This window comes from Pseudomonas palmensis (genome assembly GCF_049942755.1).
GTDB classification, from domain to species: domain Bacteria; phylum Pseudomonadota; class Gammaproteobacteria; order Pseudomonadales; family Pseudomonadaceae; genus Aquipseudomonas; species Aquipseudomonas palmensis.
This window is the reverse complement of sequence record NZ_CP187958.1, coordinates 2,898,870-2,920,762: the sequence shown is the minus strand read 5'-3', so window position 1 is coordinate 2,920,762 and position 21,893 is coordinate 2,898,870. Positions and strand designations below refer to the sequence as shown.

Sequence of the window (21,893 nt, the reverse complement as noted above, 5' to 3'; positions counted from 1 at the left end):
CTCATCGCGGGTCGAGCCCGCTCCCACAAGGACAGCTCAGCCCCTTGTGGGAGCGGGCTCGACCCGCGATGAGGCCGCTGGCTACAACCCGCCGGTAGCCTGAAACCCCACCCCCAGCACCGTCAGCACCGACAACGGCAGCAACACCGTATCGAGCAGTGCACTGCCCGGCAGGTCCAGCCCCGGGTACGCCGGTGCCGGCGCGCCAAAACGGTCTTCAGGGCAGCAACCGCCCCGCAGCGCATACAGATCCAGCCGCGTACCCGAATACACCACCGGTGCCCCCGGCTTGGCCGCATCCAGCGTGCGCACCGTGGCGCAGCCGCTGCTCAGTGCCAGCACCGCCAGGCCTGCCACCAGCAGCGCCTTCACTCCTCGCCGCCAACATGGTGCTCGCCCCAGCGCGGCAGCATGTCCTGCGGAACATCCAGCAGGTTGAGAATCCGCGCCACCACAAAATCCACCAGGTCGTCGATGGTCTGCGGCTGGTGATAGAAGCCCGGCGAGGCCGGCAATATCACCGCGCCCATCTGCGACAGCTTGAGCATGTTCTCCAGGTGGATAGTCGAGAAAGGCGCCTCGCGCGGCACCAGAATCAACTGCCGACGCTCCTTCAAGGTCACGTCCGCGGCCCGCTCGATCAGGTTGTTGCAGGCCCCGGTGGCGATTGCCGACAGCGTGCCGGTGGAACAGGGCACCACCACCATCGCTGCCGGCGCCCCGGAGCCCGAGGCCACCGGCGACATCCAGTCCTCGCGCCCGTATACCCGGATCTGCCCGGCCGCAGCGCCGGTGTACTCGGTCAGAAACGCCTGGATCGACTGCGGCTTGGCCGGCAACACCACGTCGGTCTCGGTCGACATCACCAGTTGCGCAGCCTTGGAGATCAGAAAATGCACCTCGCGGTCTTCACGCACCAGGCAATCGAGCAGACGCAACCCGTACTGCGCCCCGGAGGCACCGGTCATGGCCAGCGTGATGCGCTCCGGGCCGCTCATCGCAGTGCCTCGGCCAGCTTGCCGTGCAGCCCGCCAAAGCCGCCGTTGCTCATGATGACCACTTGGGTGCCCGGCGCGGCCTGGCTTTTGACCCGCTCGATGATCGCCTCGAGACTGTCGGCGACAACCGACGGCACCGTGCACTCGGCGGCGGTGGCGGCCAGGTCCCAGCCCAGATTGGGCGGTGCATACCAGATCACCTGGTCGGCATCGCACACGCTCTGGGGCAGGCCATCACGGTGGGCGCCCAGCTTCATGGAGTTGGAGCGCGGCTCGATCACCGCGATCAACGGGGCGTCGCCGATGCGCTTGCGCAGCCCGTCGAGGGTGGTGGCAATGGCGGTCGGATGGTGGGCAAAGTCATCATAGATGGTCACACCCTGGACTTCAGCGACCTTTTCCATGCGCCGCTTGACGCTCTTGAACGCGCTCAAGGCGGCAATCCCGATGGCCGGCACCACGCCCACATGGCGGGCAGCGGCCAGGGTGGCCAGGGCGTTGGCCACGTTGTGCTGGCCGGTCAGCTCCCACTCCACCACGCCCTGGGCTTGGCCTTCGAAACTGACTTCGAAGCGCGAACCGTCGGCGCTGAGCAGTTTCACCTGCCACTGGCCACCGGCGCCGGTAGTCTGCACCGGGGTCCAGCAGCCCATCTCGATCACCTTCTGCAGGGCCGGCTCGGTGGTGGGGTGAATGACCAGGCCTTCGCTCGGAATGGTGCGCACCAGATGGTGGAACTGGCGCTCGATGGCAGGCAGATCAGGGAAGATGTCTGCGTGATCGAACTCGAGGTTGTTCAAAATGGCGGTGCGCGGACGGTAGTGCACGAACTTGGAACGCTTGTCGAAGAACGCGCTGTCGTACTCATCGGCCTCGACCACGAAGAACGGCGTGGCGCCCAGGCGCGCCGACACCGAGAAGTTCTGCGGCACACCGCCGATCAGAAAGCCCGGGCTCATCCCGGCATGCTCCAGCACCCAGGCCAGCATGCTGCTGGTGGTGGTCTTGCCGTGGGTGCCGGCCACGGCCAATACCCAGCGGCCCTGCAGCACGTGGTCAGCCAGCCACTGCGGGCCCGACACGTAGGGCAGGCCCTTGTTCAGCACGTACTCCACCGCCGGGTTGCCCCGCGACAGTGCGTTGCCGATCACCACCAGGTCGGGGGCCGGCTCCAGCTGGGCGGCGTCATAGCCTTGATGCAGCTCGATGCCCTGGGCCTGGAGCTGGGTGCTCATGGGGGGATAGACGTTGGCGTCGGAGCCGGTGACGCGGTGGCCAAGCTCCTTGGCCAGCACCGCCAGCGAGCCCATGAAAGTACCGCAGATACCGAGAATATGAATGTGCATGGTCGACCTCACGAAACGTGGAGGCAGGGTAGCTTAGGGTGGGAAAAATCGCATCCTGAGTTTGCCTAGGCGCCCCGTGCAATCCCGTGCTTGCGCAGCTTGCGGTACAGCGTATTGCGGCTGACCCCCAGTTGCGCCGCCACCTGGGTCATGTGCCAGCGCTTGTGCTCCAGCGCCTGCAGCAGCGCGGCCCGCTCGGCGTCGTCCAGCGGGTGTTCGGCCTGCGGCCTGGCCACCGTGGGCTCGAGCGCTGCCGGGGGCTGGCGCACTACCGGCGGCAGGTCGTCGAATGCGATGCGGCCATCCTCGCACAGGGCCACCAGGGTACGCAGCACATTGCGCAACTGGCGCACGTTGCCGGGCCAGGCAAACTCCAGCAGCGCCCGGCGTGCCGACGGCTCGAGCCGCACAGGTTGGCCCGCGGCCTCCTCGGCCAGGACAAAGTCGAGCAACTGCGCCTTGTCGCTGCGCTCACGCAATGCCGGCAGGGCGACCTCCAGGCCATTGAGGCGGTAATACAGGTCTTCGCGAAAGCTGCCGGCCTCGACCCGGCCCAGCAGGTCACGGTGGGTGGCACTGATGATGCGCACATCCACCGCCTGCGGCTCGCCGCCGATCGGTACCACCTGGCGCTCCTCGAGCACCCGCAGCAGGCGCGTCTGCAGGGCCAGCGGCATGTCGCCGATCTCGTCCAGCAGCAAGGTGCCGCCGTCGGCCTGTTGCAGCTTGCCGCGCATGCCCTCCTTGCGCGCCCCGGTAAAGCTGCCGCCGCGATAGCCGAACAGCTCGCTCTCGATCAGGCTCTCCGGGATCGACGCACAGTTGAGCGCGACGAACGGTTTGCCCGCGCGCTGGCTGGCCTGGTGCACGGCCTTGGCGAAGGCCTCCTTGCCGCACCCGGTTTCGCCGTTGAGCAGCAGCGGCACGTCGCGCTCGAACACCCGTAGCGCACGCCGAAAATCCTGTTGCAGTGCCGGGTCGACCAGGCAGATGCGTTGTGCCGGCATTGGCGTGCTGGTGGCCGACGGTGCAAGCGGTGGCGCCACCGCACGGGCCTGGCCGCGCAGGCTGGCGAACAGCACACGGCCATCGCGGGTACGCAGCGGCCAGCTGGTGCTGGCGGCCGCCGTGGCACGCCCGAGCAGTTCATCCAGCGCGCAGTCGAAAAACGCCTCCACTGGCTGGCCGAGCAGCCCACCGCGTGCCGTTGCCAGCAGGTTCAGCGCACTCTGGTTGACCGCACAGATACGCCCCTCGCCATCGAACGCCAGCAGCCCCTCGCTGAACAGCCCGACCGATTCGGCCTGCAGGTGAAAGCGCAACAGCCAGTGGTTTTCGAAATGGCGCAGGAAGTAGCAGCTCTCGATCATCTTGGCCGAGAGGTTGACCAGCGCCATGGTGTGGAACTGGCTCTGGCGCGACATGTCGGGGCGCGCCGACGACACGTCGAGCACTGCCAGCAGCTCGCCCTGCGGATCGAACACCGGGCTGGCCGAGCACGTCAGCCCGGTATGGCGCCCGCGAAAGTGTTCATCCTGGTGAATGGTCAGGGCCTGGCGCTCGACCAGGCAGGTGCCGATACCGTTGGTGCCTTCGCAGGCCTCACTCCAGTCGGCGCCCAGCCAGAGCCCGGCGCGCTCGAAGATGCGCCGCTCGGTGGGTGCGGTGACGCAGTTGAGGATCACACCGCGCGCATCGGTCAGCAGAACCGCGTGCCCGGCGCCGCAGAGTTGCTGGTGCAGGCTGTTCATCTCGTTGCCGGCGATCTGCAGCACCTGCTGCAGGCGCTCACGGCTCTCCAGCAGCCGCCCGTGCTCGAGCACGGTGGGCGCAACGCTCTGGGCCGGGTCGAGGTGGTAGTCCTCCAGGCAGCGCAGCCAGGAACGGGCGATCGACGGGTCGCTGCCCGGCCCCTGCAACAGCGCCTTGCCCTGGGTGACGGTGAGCACTTGCCGGGCGTGCCGGCTCAGATGATTGCTCTGCACTTTTTATTGTTCTCCGCACACGAGATGAACCCAGCATCCTCCTGCCGCCAGTGCATTGCAATGGTGGCGGGACCGTCGGGTCACGTTGTGTGCCACAACGGGTACAGAGTGTCACCCAGGCTGTGCCGGGGCTGGCACACAGCGCCTGCGGGGCGCCCTCCGCGCGGCGCCAAGCCCTTGATTTCACTAGGCCACCGGGCAGTGGCCCGTGCCTTGCACTACGCTTTACATCCTCCCTACAAGCACAATAGCCAGGAGACACACCATGCGTTACGCACATCCCGGTACCGACGGCGCGATCGTTTCCTTCAAGAGCCGCTACGGCAACTACATCAACGGCGAGTTCGTGCCACCGGTCAAAGGCGAGTACTTCACCAACACCTCGCCGGTCAACGGCCAGCCGATTGCCGAGTTCCCACGCTCCAGTGCCGAAGACATCGACAAGGCGCTGGACGCCGCCCATGCGGCCGCCGATGCCTGGGGCACCACCTCGGTGCAGGCGCGCTCGCTGATCCTGCTGAAAATCGCCGACCGCATCGAGCAGAACCTCGAACTGCTGGCCATCACCGAAACCTGGGACAACGGCAAGGCGGTACGCGAAACCCTCAACGCCGACATCCCGCTGGCCGCCGATCACTTTCGCTACTTCGCCGGCTGCCTGCGCGCCCAGGAAGGCAGCGCCGCTGAAATCGACGGCAACACCGTGGCCTATCACATCCACGAACCGCTGGGCGTGGTCGGGCAGATCATCCCGTGGAACTTCCCGATCCTGATGGCCGCCTGGAAGCTAGCCCCGGCCCTGGCCGCCGGCAACTGCGTGGTGCTCAAGCCGGCCGAACAGACCCCGCTGGGCATCAGCGTGCTGCTCGAAGTGATCGGCGACCTGCTGCCACCGGGCGTGCTCAACGTGGTGCAGGGCTATGGCCGTGAAGCCGGCGAAGCGCTGGCCACCAGCAAGCGCATCGCCAAGATCGCCTTCACCGGCTCCACCCCGGTGGGTTCGCACATCATGAAATGCGCCGCCGAGAACATCATCCCCAGCACCGTGGAGCTGGGCGGCAAGTCGCCGAACATCTTCTTCGAAGACATCATGCAGGCCGAGCAGAGCTTCATCGAGAAGGCCGCCGAAGGCCTGGTGCTGGCGTTCTTCAACCAGGGCGAGGTGTGCACCTGCCCGTCGCGCGCACTGGTGCAGGAATCGATCTACCCGGCGTTCATGCAGGAGGTGATGAAGAAGATCAAGCAGATCAAGCGTGGCGACCCGCTGGACACCGACACCATGGTCGGCGCCCAGGCCTCCGAGCAGCAGTTCGACAAGATTCTCTCGTACCTGGAAATCGCCGAGAAGGAAGGCGCCGAACTGCTCACGGGCGGCAAGGTGGAAAAACTCGAGGGCAACCTGTCGACCGGTTACTACATCCAGCCGACCCTGCTCAAGGGCACCAACAAGATGCGCGTGTTCCAGGAAGAGATCTTCGGCCCGGTGGTCAGCATCACCACCTTCAAGGACGAAGCCGAGGCCCTGGCCATTGCCAACGACACCGAATTTGGCCTGGGCGCCGGTGTATGGACCCGCGACATCAACCGCGCCTATCGCATGGGCCGCGGCATCAAGGCTGGCCGCGTATGGACCAACTGCTACCACCTGTACCCGGCGCACGCCGCGTTCGGCGGGTACAAGAAGTCCGGCGTGGGTCGTGAAACCCACAAGATGATGCTCGACCACTACCAGCAGACCAAGAACCTGCTGGTGAGCTACGACATCAATCCACTGGGCTTCTTCTAGGAAGCCCGGCTGCAAGCGGCAAGCTTCAAGCAGCAAGAAATAGCAGACCCCATGCGATTTGCCTTCTCTTGCGGCTTGCGGCTTGAAGCTTGCAGCTGTTCTGGCCCCTTTCGTGCAAGACCATCACCACAGACCGGCACCCGCCGGTGACTAAAAAAAGAACAGGTGAATCCCCATGCCAAGCGATCATTCCGGCAACGCGCCGGCTTCCGTCGATTTCGAAAAGGTCGGTTCCGAGTATTTCCAGCAACGTGAACTGAAAAAAGGTGCCGCAGGCTGGGTCCTGCTGGTGGGTCTGGGCGTCGCCTACGTGATCTCCGGCGACTACGCCGGGTGGAACTTCGGCCTGGCCCAGGGCGGCTGGGGCGGCATGTTCCTGGCCACGCTGCTGATGGCCACGATGTACCTGTGCATGTGCTTTTCGCTGGCCGAACTGTCCTCGATGATCCCCACCGCCGGCGGTGGCTACGGCTTCGCCCGCAGCGCCTTCGGGCCCTGGGGCGGGTTTCTGACCGGCACCGCGATCCTCATCGAATACGCCATCGCCCCCGCCGCCATCGCGGTGTTCATCGGTGCGTACTGCGAATCGCTGTTCGGCATCGGCGGCTGGGTGATCTACCTGGCGTTCTACATCATCTTCATCGGCATCCACATTTTCGGCGTAGGCGAAGCGCTCAAGCTGATGTTCATCATCACCGCCGTGGCCGCGATTGCCCTGGCGGTGTTCCTGATCGCGATGGTGCCGCACTTCGATTCGAACAACCTGTTCGACATCGCCAAGACCGACGCAGCCGGCGCCAGCAGCTTCCTGCCGTTCGGCTACGTCGGCGTGTGGGCGGCAATCCCCTACGCCATCTGGTTCTTCCTGGCGGTCGAAGGCGTGCCACTGGCCGCCGAAGAAACCAAGAATCCCAAGCGCGACCTGCCCCGCGGCCTGATCGGTGCGATGCTGGTGCTGCTCAGCTTCGCGCTGCTGATCCTGGTGATCGGCCCGGGCGGCGCCGGCGCCGAAGCGCTGAAAAGCTCGGGCAACCCGCTGGTGGAGGCGCTGGCCAAGGCCTACGGCGGCTCGACCTGGATGGGCGGCTTCGTCAACCTGGTGGGCCTGGCTGGCCTGATCGCCAGCTTCTTCTCGATCATCTACGCCTATTCACGGCAGATCTTCGCCCTGTCGCGCGCCGGCTACCTGCCGCGCAAGCTGTCGCAGACCAACCGCAGCAAGGCCCCGGTACTGGCGCTGATCATCCCCGGCATCATCGGCTTTGCGCTGTCGCTGACCGGCCAGGGCGACCTGCTGATTCTGGTGGCGGTATTCGGCGCTACGCTGTCCTATGTACTGATGATGGCCGCGCACATCACCCTGCGCATAAAACGCCCCAAAATGGAGCGTCCGTACCGGACCCCGGGCGGCATCTTCACCTCGGGCGTGGCGCTGGTGCTGGCCTGCCTGGCGGTGGTCGCAGGTTTCCTGGTCGACCCACGGGTGGTGATTGGCGCTGCGATCATCTATGGCGTGCTGATTGCGTACTTTGCCTTCTACAGCCGACACCACCTGGTGGCCGGCACGCCGGAGGAAGAGTTTGCCGCGATCCAGAAGGCCGAAGAGGCCTTGCACTGACCGCCCCGCGCCGCAGGCCTGGCCTGCGGCGCCATGGAGATTGCGTATGAGCAGTTTTGTACACACGGTGGGCACCCAGACCTACCGCTTCGACAGCCTCAAGGACGTCATGGCCAAGGCCAGCCCGGCCCGCTCCGGCGACTTTCTCGCCGGGGTGGCGGCCGGCAACGACGCCGAACGGGTGGCCGCGCAGATGGCGCTGGCCGATATCCCGCTCAGTCACTTCCTCAGCGAGGCGCTGATCCCTTACGAAGACGACGAAGTCACCCGCCTGATCATCGACACCCACGACAAACAAGCCTTTGCCGCCGTCAGCCACCTGACCGTGGGCGGGCTGCGCGACTGGCTGCTGAGCGAGCAGGCCGACGAAGACAGCCTGCGCGCCCTGGCACCGGGGCTGACCCCGGAAATGGCCGCTGCGGTCTCGAAGATCATGCGCGTGCAGGACCTGGTGCTGGTGGCGCAGAAGATCCGCGTGGTCACGCGCTTTCGCGGCACCCTGGGCCTGCGCGGGCGCCTGTCCACCCGCCTGCAGCCCAACCACCCCACGGATGAGCCGGCCGGCATCGCCGCGAGCATTCTCGACGGCCTGCTGTACGGCAACGGCGACGCAATGATCGGCATCAACCCGGCCACCGACAGTATCGCCTCGATCTGTGCCCTGCTGGAGATGCTCGACGCGATCATCCAGCGCTACGACATCCCCACCCAGGCCTGTGTGCTGACCCACGTCACCACCTCGATCGAGGCCGTCAACCGCGGCGTACCGCTGGACCTGGTGTTCCAGTCCATTGCCGGCACCGAGGCGGCCAACGCCAGTTTCGGCATCAACCTCAACCTGTTGCAGGAAGGCTACGACGCCGGCCTGAGCCTGAACCGCGGTACCCTCGGGCAGAACCTGATGTACTTCGAGACCGGCCAGGGCAGCGCGCTATCGGCCAACGCGCACCATGGCGTCGACCAGCAGACCTGCGAAACCCGGGCCTATGCCGTGGCACGGCATTTCAAGCCGTTTCTGGTCAACACCGTGGTCGGCTTCATCGGCCCGGAGTACCTGTACAACGGCAAGCAGATCATCCGCGCCGGCCTGGAAGACCACTTCTGCGGCAAGCTGCTGGGCGTGCCGATGGGCTGCGATATCTGCTACACCAACCATGCCGAGGCCGACCAGGACGACATGGACACGCTGCTGACGCTGCTGGGGGTGGCCGGGATCAACTTCATCATGGGCATCCCCGGCTCCGACGACATCATGCTCAACTACCAGACCACCTCGTTCCACGACGCGCTGTACGCACGCCAGACCCTGGGCCTGAAACCGGCCCCGGAGTTCGAGGCGTGGCTGGCGCGCATGGGCATCTTCACCCAGGCCGATGGCCGGGTGCGGTTTGGCGACAACCTGCCACCGGCCTTCCGCCAGGCGCTGGCGCAACTGGGATAAGCGAGCCATGGACAAGCAACCCACGCAGCACGACAACAGCGACAACCCCTGGCTCGACCTGCGCCGCCTGACCCCGGCGCGCATCGCCCTGGGGCGCACCGGTACCAGCCTGCCGACCCGCGCACAGCTGGACTTCCAGTGCGCCCACGCCCAGGCCCGCGATGCCGTGCACCTGGCATTCGACCATGCGGGCCTGCGCGAACAGCTGAGCGAACGCGGGCGCGACAGCATCCTCTTGCACAGCGCCGCCAGCGACCGCCACAGCTACCTGCAACGCCCGGACCTGGGGCGGCGCCTGCATGAGGAATCGGCCCGGCAACTGCGCGAGCACGCCCAGGCCAACCCGGGCGGGGTCGACCTGGCGATCATCGTGGCCGACGGCCTCTCGGCCCTGGCGGTGCACCGGCACACGCTGCCGTTTCTCAACCGTCTGCAGGAGCACATCGATGCCGAGGGATGGTCCACCGCCCCGGTGGTGCTGGTGGAGCAGGGCCGGGTGGCGGTGGCCGATGAAGTCGGCGAATTGCTGGGCGCGAAAATGACCGTGATCCTGATCGGCGAACGTCCGGGCCTGAGCTCCCCCGACAGCCTGGGCCTGTATTTCACCTACAGCCCCAGGGTCGGCCTCACCGACGCCTACCGCAACTGCATTTCCAACGTACGCCTGGAGGGGCTGAGCTACGGCATGGCCGCCCACCGCCTGCTGTACCTGATGCGCGAGGCCTGCCGTCGGCAGCTCTCGGGGGTCAACCTGAAGGATGAAGCCCAGGTCCAGACCCTGGAATCAGACGCCGACACCCCTAAAAATGGAAACTTCTTACTCGGCAATGATTGAGAACTGACCACTTTTTAGCGGATTGCGCTTTTTTCGCGCTTTAGGCAGCATCTGGGGTGACGGCTGCCCGAGGTTCGCCGCCACTCCCCATGGACCCGAGGCCTGCTTATGCGAATTATCAAAGCAACTCTTGAGCATCTGGATCTGCTCGCCCCTCTGTTCGTCAAATACCGCGAGTTCTATGGGCAATTGCCCTATCCGGACTCTTCGCGCTCGTTTCTGGAAAAACGCCTGGAGCGCGACGAGTCGATCATCTACCTGGCGCTGCCGGACGACGATGACAACAAGCTGATGGGTTTCTGCCAGCTGTACCCGAGCTTTTCGTCGCTGTCGCTCAAGCGCGTATGGATACTCAACGACATCTATGTGGCCGAAGACTCGCGGCGCATGCTGGTGGCCGACAACCTGATGCGCGAGGCGAAGAAACTGGCCAAGGACACCAACGCTGTGCGCCTGCGTGCCTCGACCAGCAGCGACAACGAGGTGGCAATGAAGACCTACGAGTCGATGGGGTTCAAGGCAGATACCGAGTTCAAGAGCTATATCCTCCCGATCCATTCCGACTGACGGGCATCCTTCGTCAGCAAAGCCGGCTTCCACAGGTCTGCGCACTGGCGCCAGCCTTGCTGACGATGGGCTGCATAGCAGCCCCGTTGCGCTGGGGCCCAGAAATCCGCCGCTACAAACTGCTCCGCCATAATCACGCCATGCCCGTATAATGCGGCCTTTCAATTTGTGTGAAATTTTACCCTTACCCCGGGTAACGGCTACACACTTCGCACTGCCAGTCCTCGCATGCCCGTAGAGCCGGGTCTTGAACAAGGTGCCGTACATGGATTTCAACCCGCTGGACCTCATTCTGCATCTCGATACCTACCTCGATTTGCTGGTCAACAATTACGGTCCGTGGATCTACGCCATCCTGTTCCTGGTGATCTTCTGCGAGACCGGCCTGGTCGTCATGCCGTTCCTGCCGGGCGATTCGCTGCTGTTCATCGCCGGTGCCGTGGCCGCCGGCGGCGGCATGGACCCGGTACTGCTGTGCGGCCTGCTGATGGCGGCAGCCATCCTGGGCGACAGCACCAACTACGTGATCGGGCGAACGGCCGGGGAACGCCTGTTCCGCAACCCCGACTCGAAGATCTTCCGCCGCGACTACCTGCAGCAGACCCACGACTTCTACGAACGCCATGGCGGCAAGACCGTCACCCTGGCGCGCTTCCTGCCGATCCTGCGCACCTTCGCGCCTTTCGTCGCGGGCCTGGCAAAAATGGTCTATCCGCGTTTTCTGATGTTCAGCGTCGCCGGCACCATCCTGTGGGTGTGCGGCCTGGTGACGCTGGGCTACTTCTTCGGCAACGTGCCGTTCATCAAGTCCAACCTGTCGCTGATGATCGTGGCGATCATCCTGCTGTCGCTGGTGCCGATGATCATCGGCCTGGTGCGCAGCCGCATGGGCCGTGGCCAGGCCAAGGCCCAGTAACCCGCGCACATGTGGAGCCTGAGCGCCTGGCGGCGCCGTCGTACCCTGGCCCGCTACCCGATCGAGCCGCAGCAGTGGCAGCGGGTACGCGAGGGCCTGCCGATGCTCGACGGCATCAGCGACGAAGAAGATCACTGGCTGCGTGAAGCCTGCATCCTGTTCCTGCAGCAAAAGCACCTCACCACCCTGCCCGGCGTCGACGCCGATGCCGAGCAGCGCCTGCACCTGGCGGCCCAGGCGCAACTGCCGCTGCTGCACCTGGGCGATCTGAACTGGTACCAGGGCTTCCATGAAATCGTGCTCTACCCCGATGACTTCGTCAGCCCCCAGCGCCACCGTGATGCCAGCGGTGTGGAGCATGAATGGGATGGCGAACACAGTGGCGAGGCCTGGCAGCAGGGCCCGGTGATCCTGGCCTGGCCCGGGGTGCTGGCCAGCGGTGGCTGGGAAGGCTACAACCTGGTGATTCACGAGCTGGCGCACAAGCTCGACATGCTCAACGGCGATGCCAATGGCCTGCCGCCGCTGCATGACAGCATGCGCGTGGCGGACTGGGCGCAGGCCATGCAGCAGGCCTACGACGATCTCAACCGCCAGCTTGACCGCAACCCCGATGCCGAAACGGCCATCGACCCCTACGCCGCGGAAAACCCGGCCGAATTCTTCGCCGTGACCAGCGAGTACTTCTTCAGTGCCCCGGACCTGCTGATGCAGGCCTACCCCGCGGTTTACGCGCAACTGAGCGCGTTCTACCGCCAGGATCCGCTGGCCCGCCTGCAACAGCTGCAACGTAGCCATCCGCACTACCAGCACACGACTAATTGACCAGGCCGGGCATCTGGCCGGGCGTGGCAAGCGTTACGGAATGTGCCTATAATCGCGACCAATTTTTGGCCAAACATGGGGGCAATGCCCAATGAGCTACAGCAAGATTCCGGCTGGCAAAGACCTGCCGAACGACATCTACGTCGCCATCGAGATTCCAGCCAACCACGCACCGATCAAGTACGAGATCGACAAGGACAGCGATTGCCTGTTCGTGGACCGCTTCATGGCCACCCCGATGTTCTACCCGGCCAACTACGGCTTCATCCCCAACACCCTGGCTGACGACGGTGATCCGCTGGACGTGCTGGTGGTGACCCCGTACCCGGTAGCCCCAGGTTCGGTGATCCGTGCTCGCCCGGTCGGCATCCTGCACATGACCGACGACGGCGGCGGCGACGCCAAGGTCATCGCCGTACCGCACGACAAGCTGTCGCAGCTGTACGTCGACGTCAAAGAGTACACCGACCTGCCGGCACTGCTGCTGGAGCAGATCAAGCACTTCTTCGAGAACTACAAGGATCTGGAGAAAGGCAAGTGGGTCAAGATCGACGGCTGGGGTGACGCAGAAGCGGCCCGTGCCGAGATCACCAAGTCGGTGGCAGCCTACAAGGGCTAAGCACTGCGCTTGAGGAAAAGCCCCGCGATTGCGGGGCTTTTTTGCATCTGCGGCTCGCTGCTTGAACCAACAGCGTCCGATTATTCCTACAACACCAACAGAACCCCCTGTAATACCCCCGCTTTTGCCCGCGAAACACTTCAACCCAATGTTTATATAAACCCTTCTTTTCCCTCACTAAACTCAATCACCATGAATACATCTGGTGATCGTTTGAAAGCGCTCCTGCGCGAGTGCAACCTGACCGCTTCCGACTTTGCCGCCCAGCGCGGGGTGACGCCGCAGCATGTGAACAACTGGTTCCAGCGCGGCGTGCCCATGGCGCGTCTGGACGAGATTGCCGAGCTGCTGTGCGTACGCCCTCGCTGGCTGCGCACCGGCGAGGGCCCCAAGCACCACAACCCGCTGCCGCGGGTCAGCCGCAACCGTGGCGAGCAGGAGCAGCAGGCCCCGGACCACAGCCTGTTCGCTGCGCATGGCGAGCAGGACGTGCTGCTGCCCTTCTACCATGCGCAGCCCCGGCAGTTTGCCGAAATCCCTGGCAGCCACCTGCGTTTGCCGCGCTGTGCGCTGGACAACCTCGGGGTCGATGCTGCGCAGGCGCTTTGCGTGAGCATGCCCGACTACAACATGAACCCCTTGCTGCAGTACGGCGCGACCTTGGCGATAGACCGCAGCCTGACCCGCGTGATCGAGGGCGAGATATACGCGCTGCTGCACAACGGGCGCTTGCGGGTGCACACCTTGAGCGAACGGGCCAATGGCGCGTTGCGTCTGCACAGCCATGACGGTGACGAATTTCCGAGCGAAACCTACAGCCTGTCGCAAATCCGCAACCAGGGTCTGGAGGTGCTGGGGTGGGTGTTCTGGTGGGCTCACCTGCGGGATGATCGCCCGCGCTAAAGCGGTTGCAGCGGTTTTTTTGCTGGGCATTGCGATCCATTCCCAGTATGCTGTGCCGCACTCAAGCCCCGGTTGCAGCCTTGCATCCTGAGGGCGTGGCGCGGCACACACTGCCCCCGCCACCCCCGGCCCCAGCGCCGGATCACGATTTGAAGGCGGTTGCGGCTTACCAAAAGTCAGCCAAGACTGTCCCCGAGAAGCCGGCCACAAGCCGGCTTTTTAATGCCCGGAAAAACCCGTCCCAACCCCTGAAGCCATTCCCAAACCTTGCATGGGGAGACGGGTAAAGGCCGCCTGGACATGGCCACGCCATCGGGACTCTCCGAAAAGCCACGCCCAGGCCTTGCATCAGTATTGGTAGCGCAGCGTCACCGCAAAATTGCGCGGATCACCGTAGTACAGGCCGCCGAAGTTGTTCGAAGTGGGCAAGGACTGGTAGTAGACCTTGTCCAGAACGTTGTTGAGGTTGTACTGCACGCTGAACTGTTGGTTGATCTGATAGTGCGCATGCAGGTTGAGCAAGGTGTAGCCACCCTGCTTGATGTCGTACCCCGTCACGTCGGCGGCAGTGCGGCTCTGTGCATAGACATCGCCGCCCACACGCCAGTGGTCGAGGACACCGGGCAAGCGGTAGTCGGTCGCCACCTTGAGCAGGCGGCGCGGGATCTTGCGGTAGTAGTCCGAACCCTTGCTGGCGCCCGCCACATATTCGGGATCGCTATAGGTATAGCCAGCGCTGACATTCCAGTTCTCCAACGGCTCGCCGGAAACTTCCAGTTCGAAGCCACGGTTACGCACTTTTGCGCCTGTTTCATAGCACTTGCTCGTCCCCGTCACACCACAGGTGGGCGACACCGGCAACGCCTCGGGCATGTTCTCCAAGCTGGTCTGGAAGATTGCCAGCGAGGTGTTCAGCCGACCATCGAAGTATTCACCTTTGATGCCGGTTTCGTAATTCTCGCCTTCGATCGGGTCAAGCAAGGTATTGCCGACACCGTAGTAACTCTGTGTCTTGTAGATCTCGGTGTAGCTGGCATACCAGGTGTGGTGCTTGTCCAGGTCCAGCACCAGCCCGGCATATGGCACCAGCCGGCCATTCTCCCGGTATTGGTCATTGGTGTAGGGGCTGGCCACCTTGTAGTCCGACCAGCTCACCCGCGTACCGACGATCAGGCTCAGGTCATCGGTCAGGCTGAAGCGCGAGGCACCATACAGGCCACGCTCCTTGCGGGTGTAGTTGTAGTCTGCGCCGATAGCATTGAGGATCGGGCTGGGCAGGGCACTGTAGTCGAAGTCGGTGATGTCGATCGTCGGGTTGTTGGTGGCGCTCTTGATCACCGCGTCGAACTCGTCCTTGCGCGTGTTGGCCCCGAGCATCAACTGATGCTTGCGCCCGAACAGCTCGAAGGGCCCGGTAGCATAGAGGTCCAGGGCGAACTGGGTGTCTTCGTAATCGGCCTGGGAGACGGTCATGCGATAGTTGTCGCCCGCTACCCGGTTCGGGTACGCGGAGAGAAAGTCGGCGTCCGACCAGATCGCATTCATGGCCAGGGTCAACTTCCACTCGTTGTCGAAGGTGTGCGTGAGGTCGCTGAACAGCGTGTAGTTGTTGCGATCCAGATGGGCCCACTTGCCGTTGAGGTTGGTGGAACGCGAAAGCGGATAGAAGGAGCCGTCACGACGAGTGTTCAAGCCGCCCCAGTCATAGCCGTTCTGGTTGTCTTTCTGGAGAGTGGCGCCCACCGTCAGTACGGTGGAATCGTTCAGATCCGCCTCCCCCACCAGGTACAGCAACTGGTTGTCACGCTCGGAGCCGTCGCGATAGCTGTTGGCGTTGTTGTAGTAGGCCACTGCACGGCCGCGAACATTGCCCGTAGGGGTCAGTGGCCCGGAAACATCCACCTGGCCACGGTAGTTGTCCCAGGAGCCTGCCCCCAGCTCCGCGCCCAGACGAAAGTCCTGGGTCGGCCGTTTGCGTACCAGGTTGATCGCCGCCGACGGGTTGCCCGTGCCCTGCATCAGGCCATTGGCGCCGCGTACGACCTCGACGCGGTCATAGATGGCCATGTTCGAGGTGGACATGACGTCCATGGAGTAGTTTTCCGAGATGTTGGTCGGAATGCCGTCATATTGCAGGTCGCTGATCTCGAAGCCGCGCGAGTAATAGGTGGAGCGATCAGTGCCGATCTTGGTGAGGGTGATACCGGTCGCCGTGCGCGCGATGTCGTCCAGGCTCTGGATGTTCTGGTCGTCCATCCTCTTGCGGGTGATCACCGTCACCGACTGCGGTGTTTCCCGCAGGCTCAGGGCGAGCTTGGTTGCCGTGTTGGTCGAGCCCGTGGTGTACGAACCGGTGCCCTCGGTCGTGGCGCCCAGGCCCTGCCCGTTGACGGTGGTGGCGCCGAGCACGACCGCGTCCGAGGAACCGTCCTGGACCAGCAGATACCCACCATTGGCTTGGCGCTGAGCGCGCAAGCCGCTGTTGGACAGCAGCAACGCCAGCCCCTCATCGACCCCATAGGCACCATCAAGGCCCGGGGTGGTCAGCGCGTGGATCTGCCGTGGATCGAAGGAAATCGTCACACCCGCCTGCACGCCGAACTGGGTCAGCGCGCTACCCAGCGGGCCTGCGCCGATGTGGTAGGCGATACGGCTCTGGGCGTGAGCCGCAGCAGGCATCAGCACCACCCCCGGCACACTCGCCATCGTCAGGCTGAACATCGCCAGGCGCACTGCGCGGGGCAATGAGATCGAGGGGGAGAAGCAAAGCTGGGGCATGAAATGATCCTTCTGTTGTCTTGGCAGAAATCCGCTGTCATCGCGGCTCCTGTCATTGACGGATGAGAATCATAATCAGCAAGGTGCTCCGCGTATTTTCTGTCAGTGACGGTTCAGACGGCTTCGACACTGACCCAGTAGCGGGTCAGGTAACGCAGCTTCACCGGCAAGGTCCGGGTCAGGTTTTCCAGGACCGCATCTGTATCGTCGATACGGAACGCTCCGGAAATGCTCAGGTCGCGAACCGCTCCGGCGCAGCGCAGCACGCCCGGGCGATAGCGCCCCAGCTCGTCGATGAACTCCCCGAGGCGCCACTCGTTGACACTCAGCATGCCCTGTACCCACGCGGTCGAACCCTGTGCCAAGACACCGGCAGGATCGGCGCGATCAGGATCGAACGCCGCCTGCTGACCGGCCTTCAGACGCACTGCCCGCTCCGGGTGACGGCGAGGACGGAGCTCGACCGCCGACTGCAGCACACCCACGCGGGTCCGGTCCGTCATCTGGCGCACGCTGAAGCGCGTCCCGAGCGCGTGGATGCGCCCGTCCTGGGTCTCGACGATAAACGGCCGCTGCCCAGGATCCTTGGCGGTTTGCACGAGGATCTCCCCGCGGTAAAGACGGATAAGCCGAAGTTGACCGTCGAAGCTCGCATCCAGCGCGGTGTTGGCATTGAGTTCCAGCTGCGATCCGTCGTCCAGCCGCAGCGAGCGACGCTCGCGCGCGCCCGTGCTCTGCTGAGCGAACAGGCCATGGTTCGCCAGCGGTTTGCCGATCATCCAGCTGCTGCCCCCGACCGCCAGCAACACGCCGAGGATCTTCAATACCTCGCGGCGTTGCGCCTGGGCCGCATCCAGCCCTGACCGGGCGGCATGTGCGGGTACCGTTGCCCATTGCCGCTGGAACGCCTCGACCCGCGCCCATGCCTCGGCGTGCAAAGGATCTGCCCCCAACCATTGCTGCCAGGCCCGGGTGCAAGCCTCGTCCACCCCTGCATCGTTGAGCTGCACGTACCAGGTCGCAGCAGCCTCGAGGGTCCGACGATCGAGCGCCGCGCTCATCAGTTGTCCGCCAGCAACAGGCACTCGGTCATGGCTCGCACCAGATGGTTCTTCACCGTGGTGACCGAGACCCCGAGGCGTTCGGCCACCGCCACATAGGTCTGCCCTTCCAGCTGCACCGACAGAAAGATCTCCCGGGTACGCTTGCCCAGCCCGTCCAGCAGGCTGTCGACCGCCACCAGCATCTCGAGAATGGACAAGCGCACCTCAGGTGATACCTCGACCGGTTCAGGCTTCTGCGCCAGGGCCACCAGATACGCCTGCTCGATCGCCCGTCGCCTCGACTTGTCGATCAACAGCGAGCGCGCAATTGCAGTCAGGTAGCCCCGCGGCTCTCGGATCGGCGCGGCGTTGCGTGCCGTCATGACCCGCACGAAGGTGTCCTGGGCCAGATCCGCAGCATCGGCCGAATTGCCCAGGCGCATGCGCAACCAGCCTTTCAGCCAACCGTTGTGTTCGGAATAAAGCTGGTGAAGTGCCAAAGGCTCGAGTGCGGACATAAGGGGGCCATTAAATATGCAAATGGTAATTGATCGCATTATTTAGGGCGAGCGCAGTTCGTGCAAGGGGCAATCCGCCCGCCAGGTGTGCATCTGGCCTGATGATGCCCAGGGCAAACTACGCACCTGCCCCCTCCCCCTGCCCGCGAAAACCCAACCTCCAGCACTTTCCCTGATGACACCCCACCCATTAAGTTGCACTCTGCACCAAACTGATTCAGCCGGAACCGATTTTGATGGAAAGCACACCCCCGACCGTTGCCGCCGAGCGCCTGCTGGAAAGCGCGCGACGGCTGTTCTGCCGTGAAGGCATTCATGCAACGGGCGTTTCGCGCCTGCTCAGCGATGCCAAGGTCGCGCGGCGCACGCTGTACGAGACCTATGGCTCCAAGGAGAACCTGCTGCGTGCCGTGTTCGATCGCGAGGCAGCGATGTGGTTTGGCTGGTTTGACCAGTCACTGCCTCAGCGTACCGACGACCCGGAGCAACGCCTGATCTTTCTGTTCGACCTGCTCGAGGAATGGTTCGCCAGCGGGCGCTTCTTCGGCTGCCTGTTCACCAACGCCGTCGCCGAACACGACAAGTCTTCCAGCTGGGTACGTGACCTGGCCCAGGCGCACTTCGATCGGGTGCATGACCGCATCGAGCAACTGGCCGCGGCCTGCGGGCTGCCGGAACCGGCCTGGGTCGCGCAGCAGATCTCGCTGCTGATCGACGGTGCCATCGCCACCGCGATGGTCTCGCGCAACGCCAGAAGCGCACAGGTTGCACGCTCGATCCTGCTGACCCTGCTGCGCGAAGCGAAAGCCGCCTAGCCCGCCCCCTGCACCGCTGCCGGTGCAGGCCTCGGCGCCTATATGCTAATTAGGCATAAGCTAATCTTAAAATATTAGTTCTGCTTATATCGCAGATCTCACATACTTCACACGCCTGCCGAGAACGATCGGTCTACCTGTTTTGGGATGCGTGTGATGAGAGATTTTTTCCAGCGATTGTTCTCCACCAGTGGCGCGCAAGCGACGCCCGCACTCCAGTCCAACCTGAGCCGCCGCTCGTTCATGTGCGCCTGTGGCTGCGGCATGCTGGCGCTGAGCGCCGCCGGCACCGCGCTGCTGGCAGCGGCCAGCAAGGTCGAAGCTGCCACCGGCGGGCCGCTGCTGCGTGTGGGGCACATGCCCGCCGGCTGCGTGTCGCACCTGCTGCTGGCAAAGCTGCGCGGTGATTTTGCGGCGGCGGGCCTGCAGGTGGAGCTGACGCAATTCAACAGCCCAAGCGATGCCCTGCAGGCCTTGTTGGCAGGTCGCCTGGAACTGATGCACGGGCCCTGGACCATGACCGCAGCCGCCTACGCCAAGGGCACCCAGGAGCTGCGCATCATCGGTGGCTCGGGGCAAGGCGGCATCGAACTAGTGGCGCGCAACGGCTCGGTGGCCAGCCTGGATGAATTCATCGCCGCCGCAGGCAGCGGGCTGCGCGTCGGCACCCTGCGTCTGGATACCCTGGAACTGGTGGGCTACGGCTCGATGGCGCGCCACGGCAAATCCTACAACGACTATCAGATGACCTTCTTCCCGAGCATGGCCGGGATGGGCGAAGCCATCGCCAACGGCCGCCTCGACGTGTGCACCCTGGCACAGCCCTATGCCCAGAACGTGGTCAGCACCACCGGCGCACGCTACCTGAGCGACTCCAACGCGGTGTGGGGCCCGGAGGCCGCCGACTGCGTGATCACCACGCAGGTGCGTACCAGCCAGGAACAGGGGCCGCTGCTCAAACGCTACCTGGAACTGCTGCAGGCATCGGCCACTGCGATGAAAGCCGACTTCGACAACGCCATCCAGCAATTGCAGCCGATCTACGGGGTATCCAACGAGGTGCTCAAGGTGGCCCTGGCACGCCAGGCGCCCAACCCGGTCATCAGCCCGGTAGGCGTGGCCGGCCTCAAGCGCGGCGCCGGCTACCTGGTCGAACTCGGCTACTTCACCGACAACCCGATCGATGCGGTTCTCGACCTGCGCCATCAACCTGCTGCCCAGGTGACGGGATGAACCAGGCCGTTCTGACCCTGAGCCGGCAGCCCGACGCACGCCGTGCCCCGCGTTATCTGGGCGCGCTGCGCGACACGCTGTGGTTCCTGCTGGCGTGGGCATTGCTGATCGGCGCATGGGAGCTGGCGGTGCAGTCTGGCTGGCTGGATGGCCGCGTGCTCCCGCCGCCTAGCGTGACCCTGCCGTATGCGTTTTCCGGCGAAGCGGTGGTGGGTTTCGGGCAACAGCGCAGCGGCTTGCTGGAGGCCTTGCTGGTGACCCTGCTGCGGGTCAGCGGCGGGTTGCTGGCTGGCAGCCTGGTGGCGCTGCTGCTGGCGGTGATCACCACCGAGGTGAAGCTGCTGCGCCGCCTGATCCTGCCGCTGGTGCAGACCCTGGCGCCGATCTCACCGGTGGCCTGGGTCCCCTTCACCATCGCGGTGATCGGCATCGGCGGACAGGCCGCGGTGTTCGTGGTGTTCCTGGCCGTGCTGGGCACCATGACGCTGTCGCTGGTCGCCGCGCTGGATGCCATCGACCCGCAGTACCTGAACATCGCCCGCAACCTGAGGTGCACGCGCCAACAGATCTGGCTGCGCGTGCGACTGCCGGCAATCGCCCCCAGCGCGATGACCAGCCTGCGCATGGCGTTCTTCGGCGCGTGGATGGCGGTGCTGGCCGGGGAGATGGCGGGAATCAATTCCGGGTTGGGCTACATGATCATCATGGCCCAGCAGATGTACAACATGCCGTTGGTGATGGTGGGTGTGATGACCATTGGTGTCGTGGGTTTCGTGGTGGATCGCCTGATGCTGTTGCTCGGACGCCGCCTTACCGGGTGGGCGTCATGAGCCGGGGCGCCACGCTGAGTTTTCGTGGCCTGAGCAAGCAGTTCGAAGGCGGCACACGGGTAGAGGTGGGTGACCTGGATATCAAGGCCGCCAGTTTCACCGTGCTGCTGGGGCGCAGCGGGTGCGGCAAGAGCACCCTGCTCAACATCGCCGCGGGCCTGCAGCAACCCAGCACCGGGCACCTGCTTTACGACGGCCAGGCAGTGAGCGGCAACCAGCCCGACAGTGCGCTGATCTTCCAGCAGAACAACCTGTTCCCGTGGATGAGTGCGGTGGAAAACATTGCCATCGCCCTGCTCAACCGCGGGCTGGACCGTGAAGCGGCCACCCGGCGCGCCGAGCAGTTGCTTGCCGACGTGGGCCTGGCCGAATTCGCCCGGCACCGGCCGGCGGCATTGTCCGGCGGCATGTGCCAGCGCATCGCCCTGGCCAGGGCACTGGCTCTGGAGCCACGCCTGCTGCTGCTCGACGAGCCGTTTTCGGCACTGGACGCACAGACCCGGCGCCTGATGCAGGACCAGTTGCTGCGCGCCTGGAACACCAGCGGCGCCACGGTGCTGATGGTGACCCACGACCTGCAGGAGGCGCTGCTGCTGGCCGACCGTATCGTGCTGATGGCCAGCACGCCCCACGGCCGCATCGCCCAGATCCTGGAAATCGACCTGCCGCGCCCGCGCCAGGTGCGCTCGGCGCAACTGCTTGACCTGCAAGAACGGCTGGACGCGTTTCTGACCCACGAAACCCGGCTGGCCGAGCATTTCTAGTCGACACGGGACCTCCCGATTAACTGATTGGCACACGGTCATTCGACCGCCATGCCGCCCCTTGAAGAGCACA

The 21,893-nt window shown here is 64.5% G+C and carries 20 protein-coding genes; 13 read left to right on the top strand and 7 right to left on the bottom strand.

Going from position 1 to position 21,893, the window contains the following annotated elements:
- Window positions 1-81: 81 nt before the first annotated feature.
- From ACPRTJ_RS13470 to ACPRTJ_RS13455, 4 genes are all read right to left on the bottom strand, one after another.
- Window positions 82-372 (bottom strand): YceK/YidQ family lipoprotein, encoded by a 291-nt coding sequence (locus tag ACPRTJ_RS13470; RefSeq protein ID WP_088514348.1) that lies wholly within the window; start codon window positions 370-372, stop codon window positions 82-84.
- Window positions 369-998, bottom strand: a complete 630-nt coding sequence (gene ubiX / locus ACPRTJ_RS13465) for a flavin prenyltransferase UbiX (RefSeq protein ID WP_043863917.1) — start codon at window positions 996-998, stop codon at window positions 369-371. The genes ACPRTJ_RS13470 and ubiX overlap by 4 nt, the downstream gene beginning before the upstream one ends.
- Window positions 995-2,344 carry a UDP-N-acetylmuramate:L-alanyl-gamma-D-glutamyl-meso-diaminopimelate ligase gene (gene mpl, locus ACPRTJ_RS13460; RefSeq protein WP_104571893.1) on the bottom strand — a complete coding sequence of 450 codons (1,350 nt, stop codon included), beginning with the start codon at window positions 2,342-2,344 and terminating at the stop codon, window positions 995-997. The genes ubiX and mpl overlap by 4 nt, the downstream gene beginning before the upstream one ends.
- Before the next feature lie 65 nt (window positions 2,345-2,409).
- Window positions 2,410-4,329 (bottom strand): sigma-54-dependent Fis family transcriptional regulator, encoded by a 1,920-nt coding sequence (locus tag ACPRTJ_RS13455; RefSeq protein ID WP_104571892.1) that lies wholly within the window; start codon window positions 4,327-4,329, stop codon window positions 2,410-2,412.
- Window positions 4,330-4,594: 265 nt separating this feature from the next.
- Here ACPRTJ_RS13455 and exaC point away from each other — a divergent pair, with 265 nt between their 5' ends.
- The 9 genes from exaC (at window position 4,595) to ACPRTJ_RS13410 (ending at window position 13,839) form a co-directional block, all read left to right on the top strand.
- Window positions 4,595-6,115 (top strand): acetaldehyde dehydrogenase ExaC, encoded by a 1,521-nt coding sequence (exaC, locus tag ACPRTJ_RS13450; RefSeq protein WP_043863920.1) that lies wholly within the window; start codon window positions 4,595-4,597, stop codon window positions 6,113-6,115.
- A 175-nt stretch (window positions 6,116-6,290) separates the two neighbouring features.
- Window positions 6,291-7,733, top strand: coding sequence for an ethanolamine permease (gene eat, locus ACPRTJ_RS13445; protein ID WP_043863921.1), 1,443 nt, complete (start codon window positions 6,291-6,293; stop codon window positions 7,731-7,733).
- Window positions 7,734-7,779: 46 nt separating this feature from the next.
- Window positions 7,780-9,174 (top strand): ethanolamine ammonia-lyase subunit EutB, encoded by a 1,395-nt coding sequence (locus ACPRTJ_RS13440; RefSeq protein WP_054916335.1) that lies wholly within the window; start codon window positions 7,780-7,782, stop codon window positions 9,172-9,174.
- A gap of 7 nt (window positions 9,175-9,181) precedes the next feature.
- Complete coding sequence (gene eutC / locus ACPRTJ_RS13435) at window positions 9,182-10,009, top strand: ethanolamine ammonia-lyase subunit EutC (protein ID WP_054916334.1); 828 nt, start codon at window positions 9,182-9,184, stop codon at window positions 10,007-10,009.
- Between the two features lie 108 nt (window positions 10,010-10,117).
- Entirely contained in the window at window positions 10,118-10,576 is a 459-nt protein-coding gene (locus ACPRTJ_RS13430; RefSeq protein ID WP_043863924.1) for a GNAT family N-acetyltransferase, read from the top strand.
- A 265-nt stretch (window positions 10,577-10,841) separates the two neighbouring features.
- Complete coding sequence (locus ACPRTJ_RS13425; protein ID WP_043863945.1) at window positions 10,842-11,492, top strand: DedA family protein; 651 nt, start codon at window positions 10,842-10,844, stop codon at window positions 11,490-11,492.
- Between the two features lie 9 nt (window positions 11,493-11,501).
- Window positions 11,502-12,317, top strand: coding sequence for a zinc-dependent peptidase (locus ACPRTJ_RS13420; protein ID WP_043863925.1), 816 nt, complete (start codon window positions 11,502-11,504; stop codon window positions 12,315-12,317).
- A 91-nt stretch (window positions 12,318-12,408) separates the two neighbouring features.
- On the top strand, window positions 12,409-12,936 hold the full coding sequence (gene ppa / locus ACPRTJ_RS13415; RefSeq protein WP_043863926.1) for an inorganic diphosphatase: 528 nt from the start codon (window positions 12,409-12,411) through the stop codon (window positions 12,934-12,936).
- Between the two features lie 192 nt (window positions 12,937-13,128).
- A complete protein-coding gene (locus ACPRTJ_RS13410) occupies window positions 13,129-13,839 on the top strand; it encodes a LexA family transcriptional regulator (RefSeq protein WP_426429046.1) in 711 nt (236 codons plus the stop codon).
- Between the two features lie 348 nt (window positions 13,840-14,187).
- Here the strand turns inward: ACPRTJ_RS13410 and ACPRTJ_RS13405 are convergent, their stop codons facing one another.
- The 3 genes from ACPRTJ_RS13405 to ACPRTJ_RS13395 all read right to left on the bottom strand — a co-directional run bounded on the left by ACPRTJ_RS13405 (window position 14,188) and on the right by ACPRTJ_RS13395 (window position 18,178).
- The gene (locus ACPRTJ_RS13405) at window positions 14,188-16,617 is read right to left on the bottom strand and encodes a TonB-dependent siderophore receptor (protein WP_426429044.1); all 2,430 of its coding nucleotides are present in this window, start codon (window positions 16,615-16,617) and stop codon (window positions 14,188-14,190) included.
- A 113-nt stretch (window positions 16,618-16,730) separates the two neighbouring features.
- Window positions 16,731-17,678, bottom strand: a complete 948-nt coding sequence (locus ACPRTJ_RS13400; protein WP_426429042.1) for a FecR domain-containing protein — start codon at window positions 17,676-17,678, stop codon at window positions 16,731-16,733.
- Entirely contained in the window at window positions 17,678-18,178 is a 501-nt protein-coding gene (locus ACPRTJ_RS13395) for a sigma-70 family RNA polymerase sigma factor (protein ID WP_043863930.1), read from the bottom strand. The genes ACPRTJ_RS13400 and ACPRTJ_RS13395 overlap by 1 nt, the downstream gene beginning before the upstream one ends.
- Before the next feature lie 236 nt (window positions 18,179-18,414).
- Here ACPRTJ_RS13395 and ACPRTJ_RS13390 point away from each other — a divergent pair, with 236 nt between their 5' ends.
- The 4 genes from ACPRTJ_RS13390 (at window position 18,415) to ACPRTJ_RS13375 (ending at window position 21,820) form a co-directional block, all read left to right on the top strand.
- Entirely contained in the window at window positions 18,415-18,993 is a 579-nt protein-coding gene (locus ACPRTJ_RS13390; protein WP_282362150.1) for a TetR/AcrR family transcriptional regulator, read from the top strand.
- Between the two features lie 156 nt (window positions 18,994-19,149).
- The gene (locus ACPRTJ_RS13385) at window positions 19,150-20,226 is read left to right on the top strand and encodes an ABC transporter substrate-binding protein (protein ID WP_052504310.1); all 1,077 of its coding nucleotides are present in this window, start codon (window positions 19,150-19,152) and stop codon (window positions 20,224-20,226) included.
- Complete coding sequence (locus tag ACPRTJ_RS13380; protein ID WP_043863933.1) at window positions 20,223-21,056, top strand: ABC transporter permease; 834 nt, start codon at window positions 20,223-20,225, stop codon at window positions 21,054-21,056. The genes ACPRTJ_RS13385 and ACPRTJ_RS13380 overlap by 4 nt, the downstream gene beginning before the upstream one ends.
- Window positions 21,053-21,820: an ABC transporter ATP-binding protein gene (locus tag ACPRTJ_RS13375; RefSeq protein ID WP_043863934.1), complete on the top strand. Its 768-nt coding sequence runs from the start codon at window positions 21,053-21,055 to the stop codon at window positions 21,818-21,820. Before ACPRTJ_RS13380 ends, ACPRTJ_RS13375 begins: the two co-directional genes overlap by 4 nt.
- The last annotated feature ends 73 nt before the right edge of the window (window positions 21,821-21,893 follow it).

What these genes read in the sequence shown, in the direction of transcription:
- ACPRTJ_RS13440 (WP_054916335.1), top strand. Translation starts at nt 7,780, where the DNA reads ATGAGCAGTTTTGTACACACGGTGGGCACCCAGACCTACCGCTTCGAC.
- ACPRTJ_RS13430 (WP_043863924.1), top strand. Translation starts at nt 10,118, where the DNA reads ATGCGAATTATCAAAGCAACTCTTGAGCATCTGGATCTGCTCGCCCCT.
- ACPRTJ_RS13395 (WP_043863930.1), bottom strand. Translation starts at nt 18,178, where the DNA reads ATGTCCGCACTCGAGCCTTTGGCACTTCACCAGCTTTATTCCGAACAC.
- ACPRTJ_RS13385 (WP_052504310.1), top strand. Translation starts at nt 19,150, where the DNA reads ATGAGAGATTTTTTCCAGCGATTGTTCTCCACCAGTGGCGCGCAAGCG.
- eat (WP_043863921.1), top strand. Translation starts at nt 6,291, where the DNA reads ATGCCAAGCGATCATTCCGGCAACGCGCCGGCTTCCGTCGATTTCGAA.
- exaC (WP_043863920.1), top strand. Translation starts at nt 4,595, where the DNA reads ATGCGTTACGCACATCCCGGTACCGACGGCGCGATCGTTTCCTTCAAG.
- ACPRTJ_RS13405 (WP_426429044.1), bottom strand. Translation starts at nt 16,617, where the DNA reads ATGCCCCAGCTTTGCTTCTCCCCCTCGATCTCATTGCCCCGCGCAGTG.
- mpl (WP_104571893.1), bottom strand. Translation starts at nt 2,344, where the DNA reads ATGCACATTCATATTCTCGGTATCTGCGGTACTTTCATGGGCTCGCTG.
- ACPRTJ_RS13410 (WP_426429046.1), top strand. Translation starts at nt 13,129, where the DNA reads ATGAATACATCTGGTGATCGTTTGAAAGCGCTCCTGCGCGAGTGCAAC.
- ACPRTJ_RS13400 (WP_426429042.1), bottom strand. Translation starts at nt 17,678, where the DNA reads ATGAGCGCGGCGCTCGATCGTCGGACCCTCGAGGCTGCTGCGACCTGG.
- ACPRTJ_RS13390 (WP_282362150.1), top strand. Translation starts at nt 18,415, where the DNA reads ATGGAAAGCACACCCCCGACCGTTGCCGCCGAGCGCCTGCTGGAAAGC.
- ACPRTJ_RS13380 (WP_043863933.1), top strand. Translation starts at nt 20,223, where the DNA reads ATGAACCAGGCCGTTCTGACCCTGAGCCGGCAGCCCGACGCACGCCGT.
- ppa (WP_043863926.1), top strand. Translation starts at nt 12,409, where the DNA reads ATGAGCTACAGCAAGATTCCGGCTGGCAAAGACCTGCCGAACGACATC.
- eutC (WP_054916334.1), top strand. Translation starts at nt 9,182, where the DNA reads ATGGACAAGCAACCCACGCAGCACGACAACAGCGACAACCCCTGGCTC.
- ACPRTJ_RS13425 (WP_043863945.1), top strand. Translation starts at nt 10,842, where the DNA reads ATGGATTTCAACCCGCTGGACCTCATTCTGCATCTCGATACCTACCTC.
- ubiX (WP_043863917.1), bottom strand. Translation starts at nt 998, where the DNA reads ATGAGCGGCCCGGAGCGCATCACGCTGGCCATGACCGGTGCCTCCGGG.
- ACPRTJ_RS13420 (WP_043863925.1), top strand. Translation starts at nt 11,502, where the DNA reads ATGTGGAGCCTGAGCGCCTGGCGGCGCCGTCGTACCCTGGCCCGCTAC.
- ACPRTJ_RS13375 (WP_043863934.1), top strand. Translation starts at nt 21,053, where the DNA reads ATGAGCCGGGGCGCCACGCTGAGTTTTCGTGGCCTGAGCAAGCAGTTC.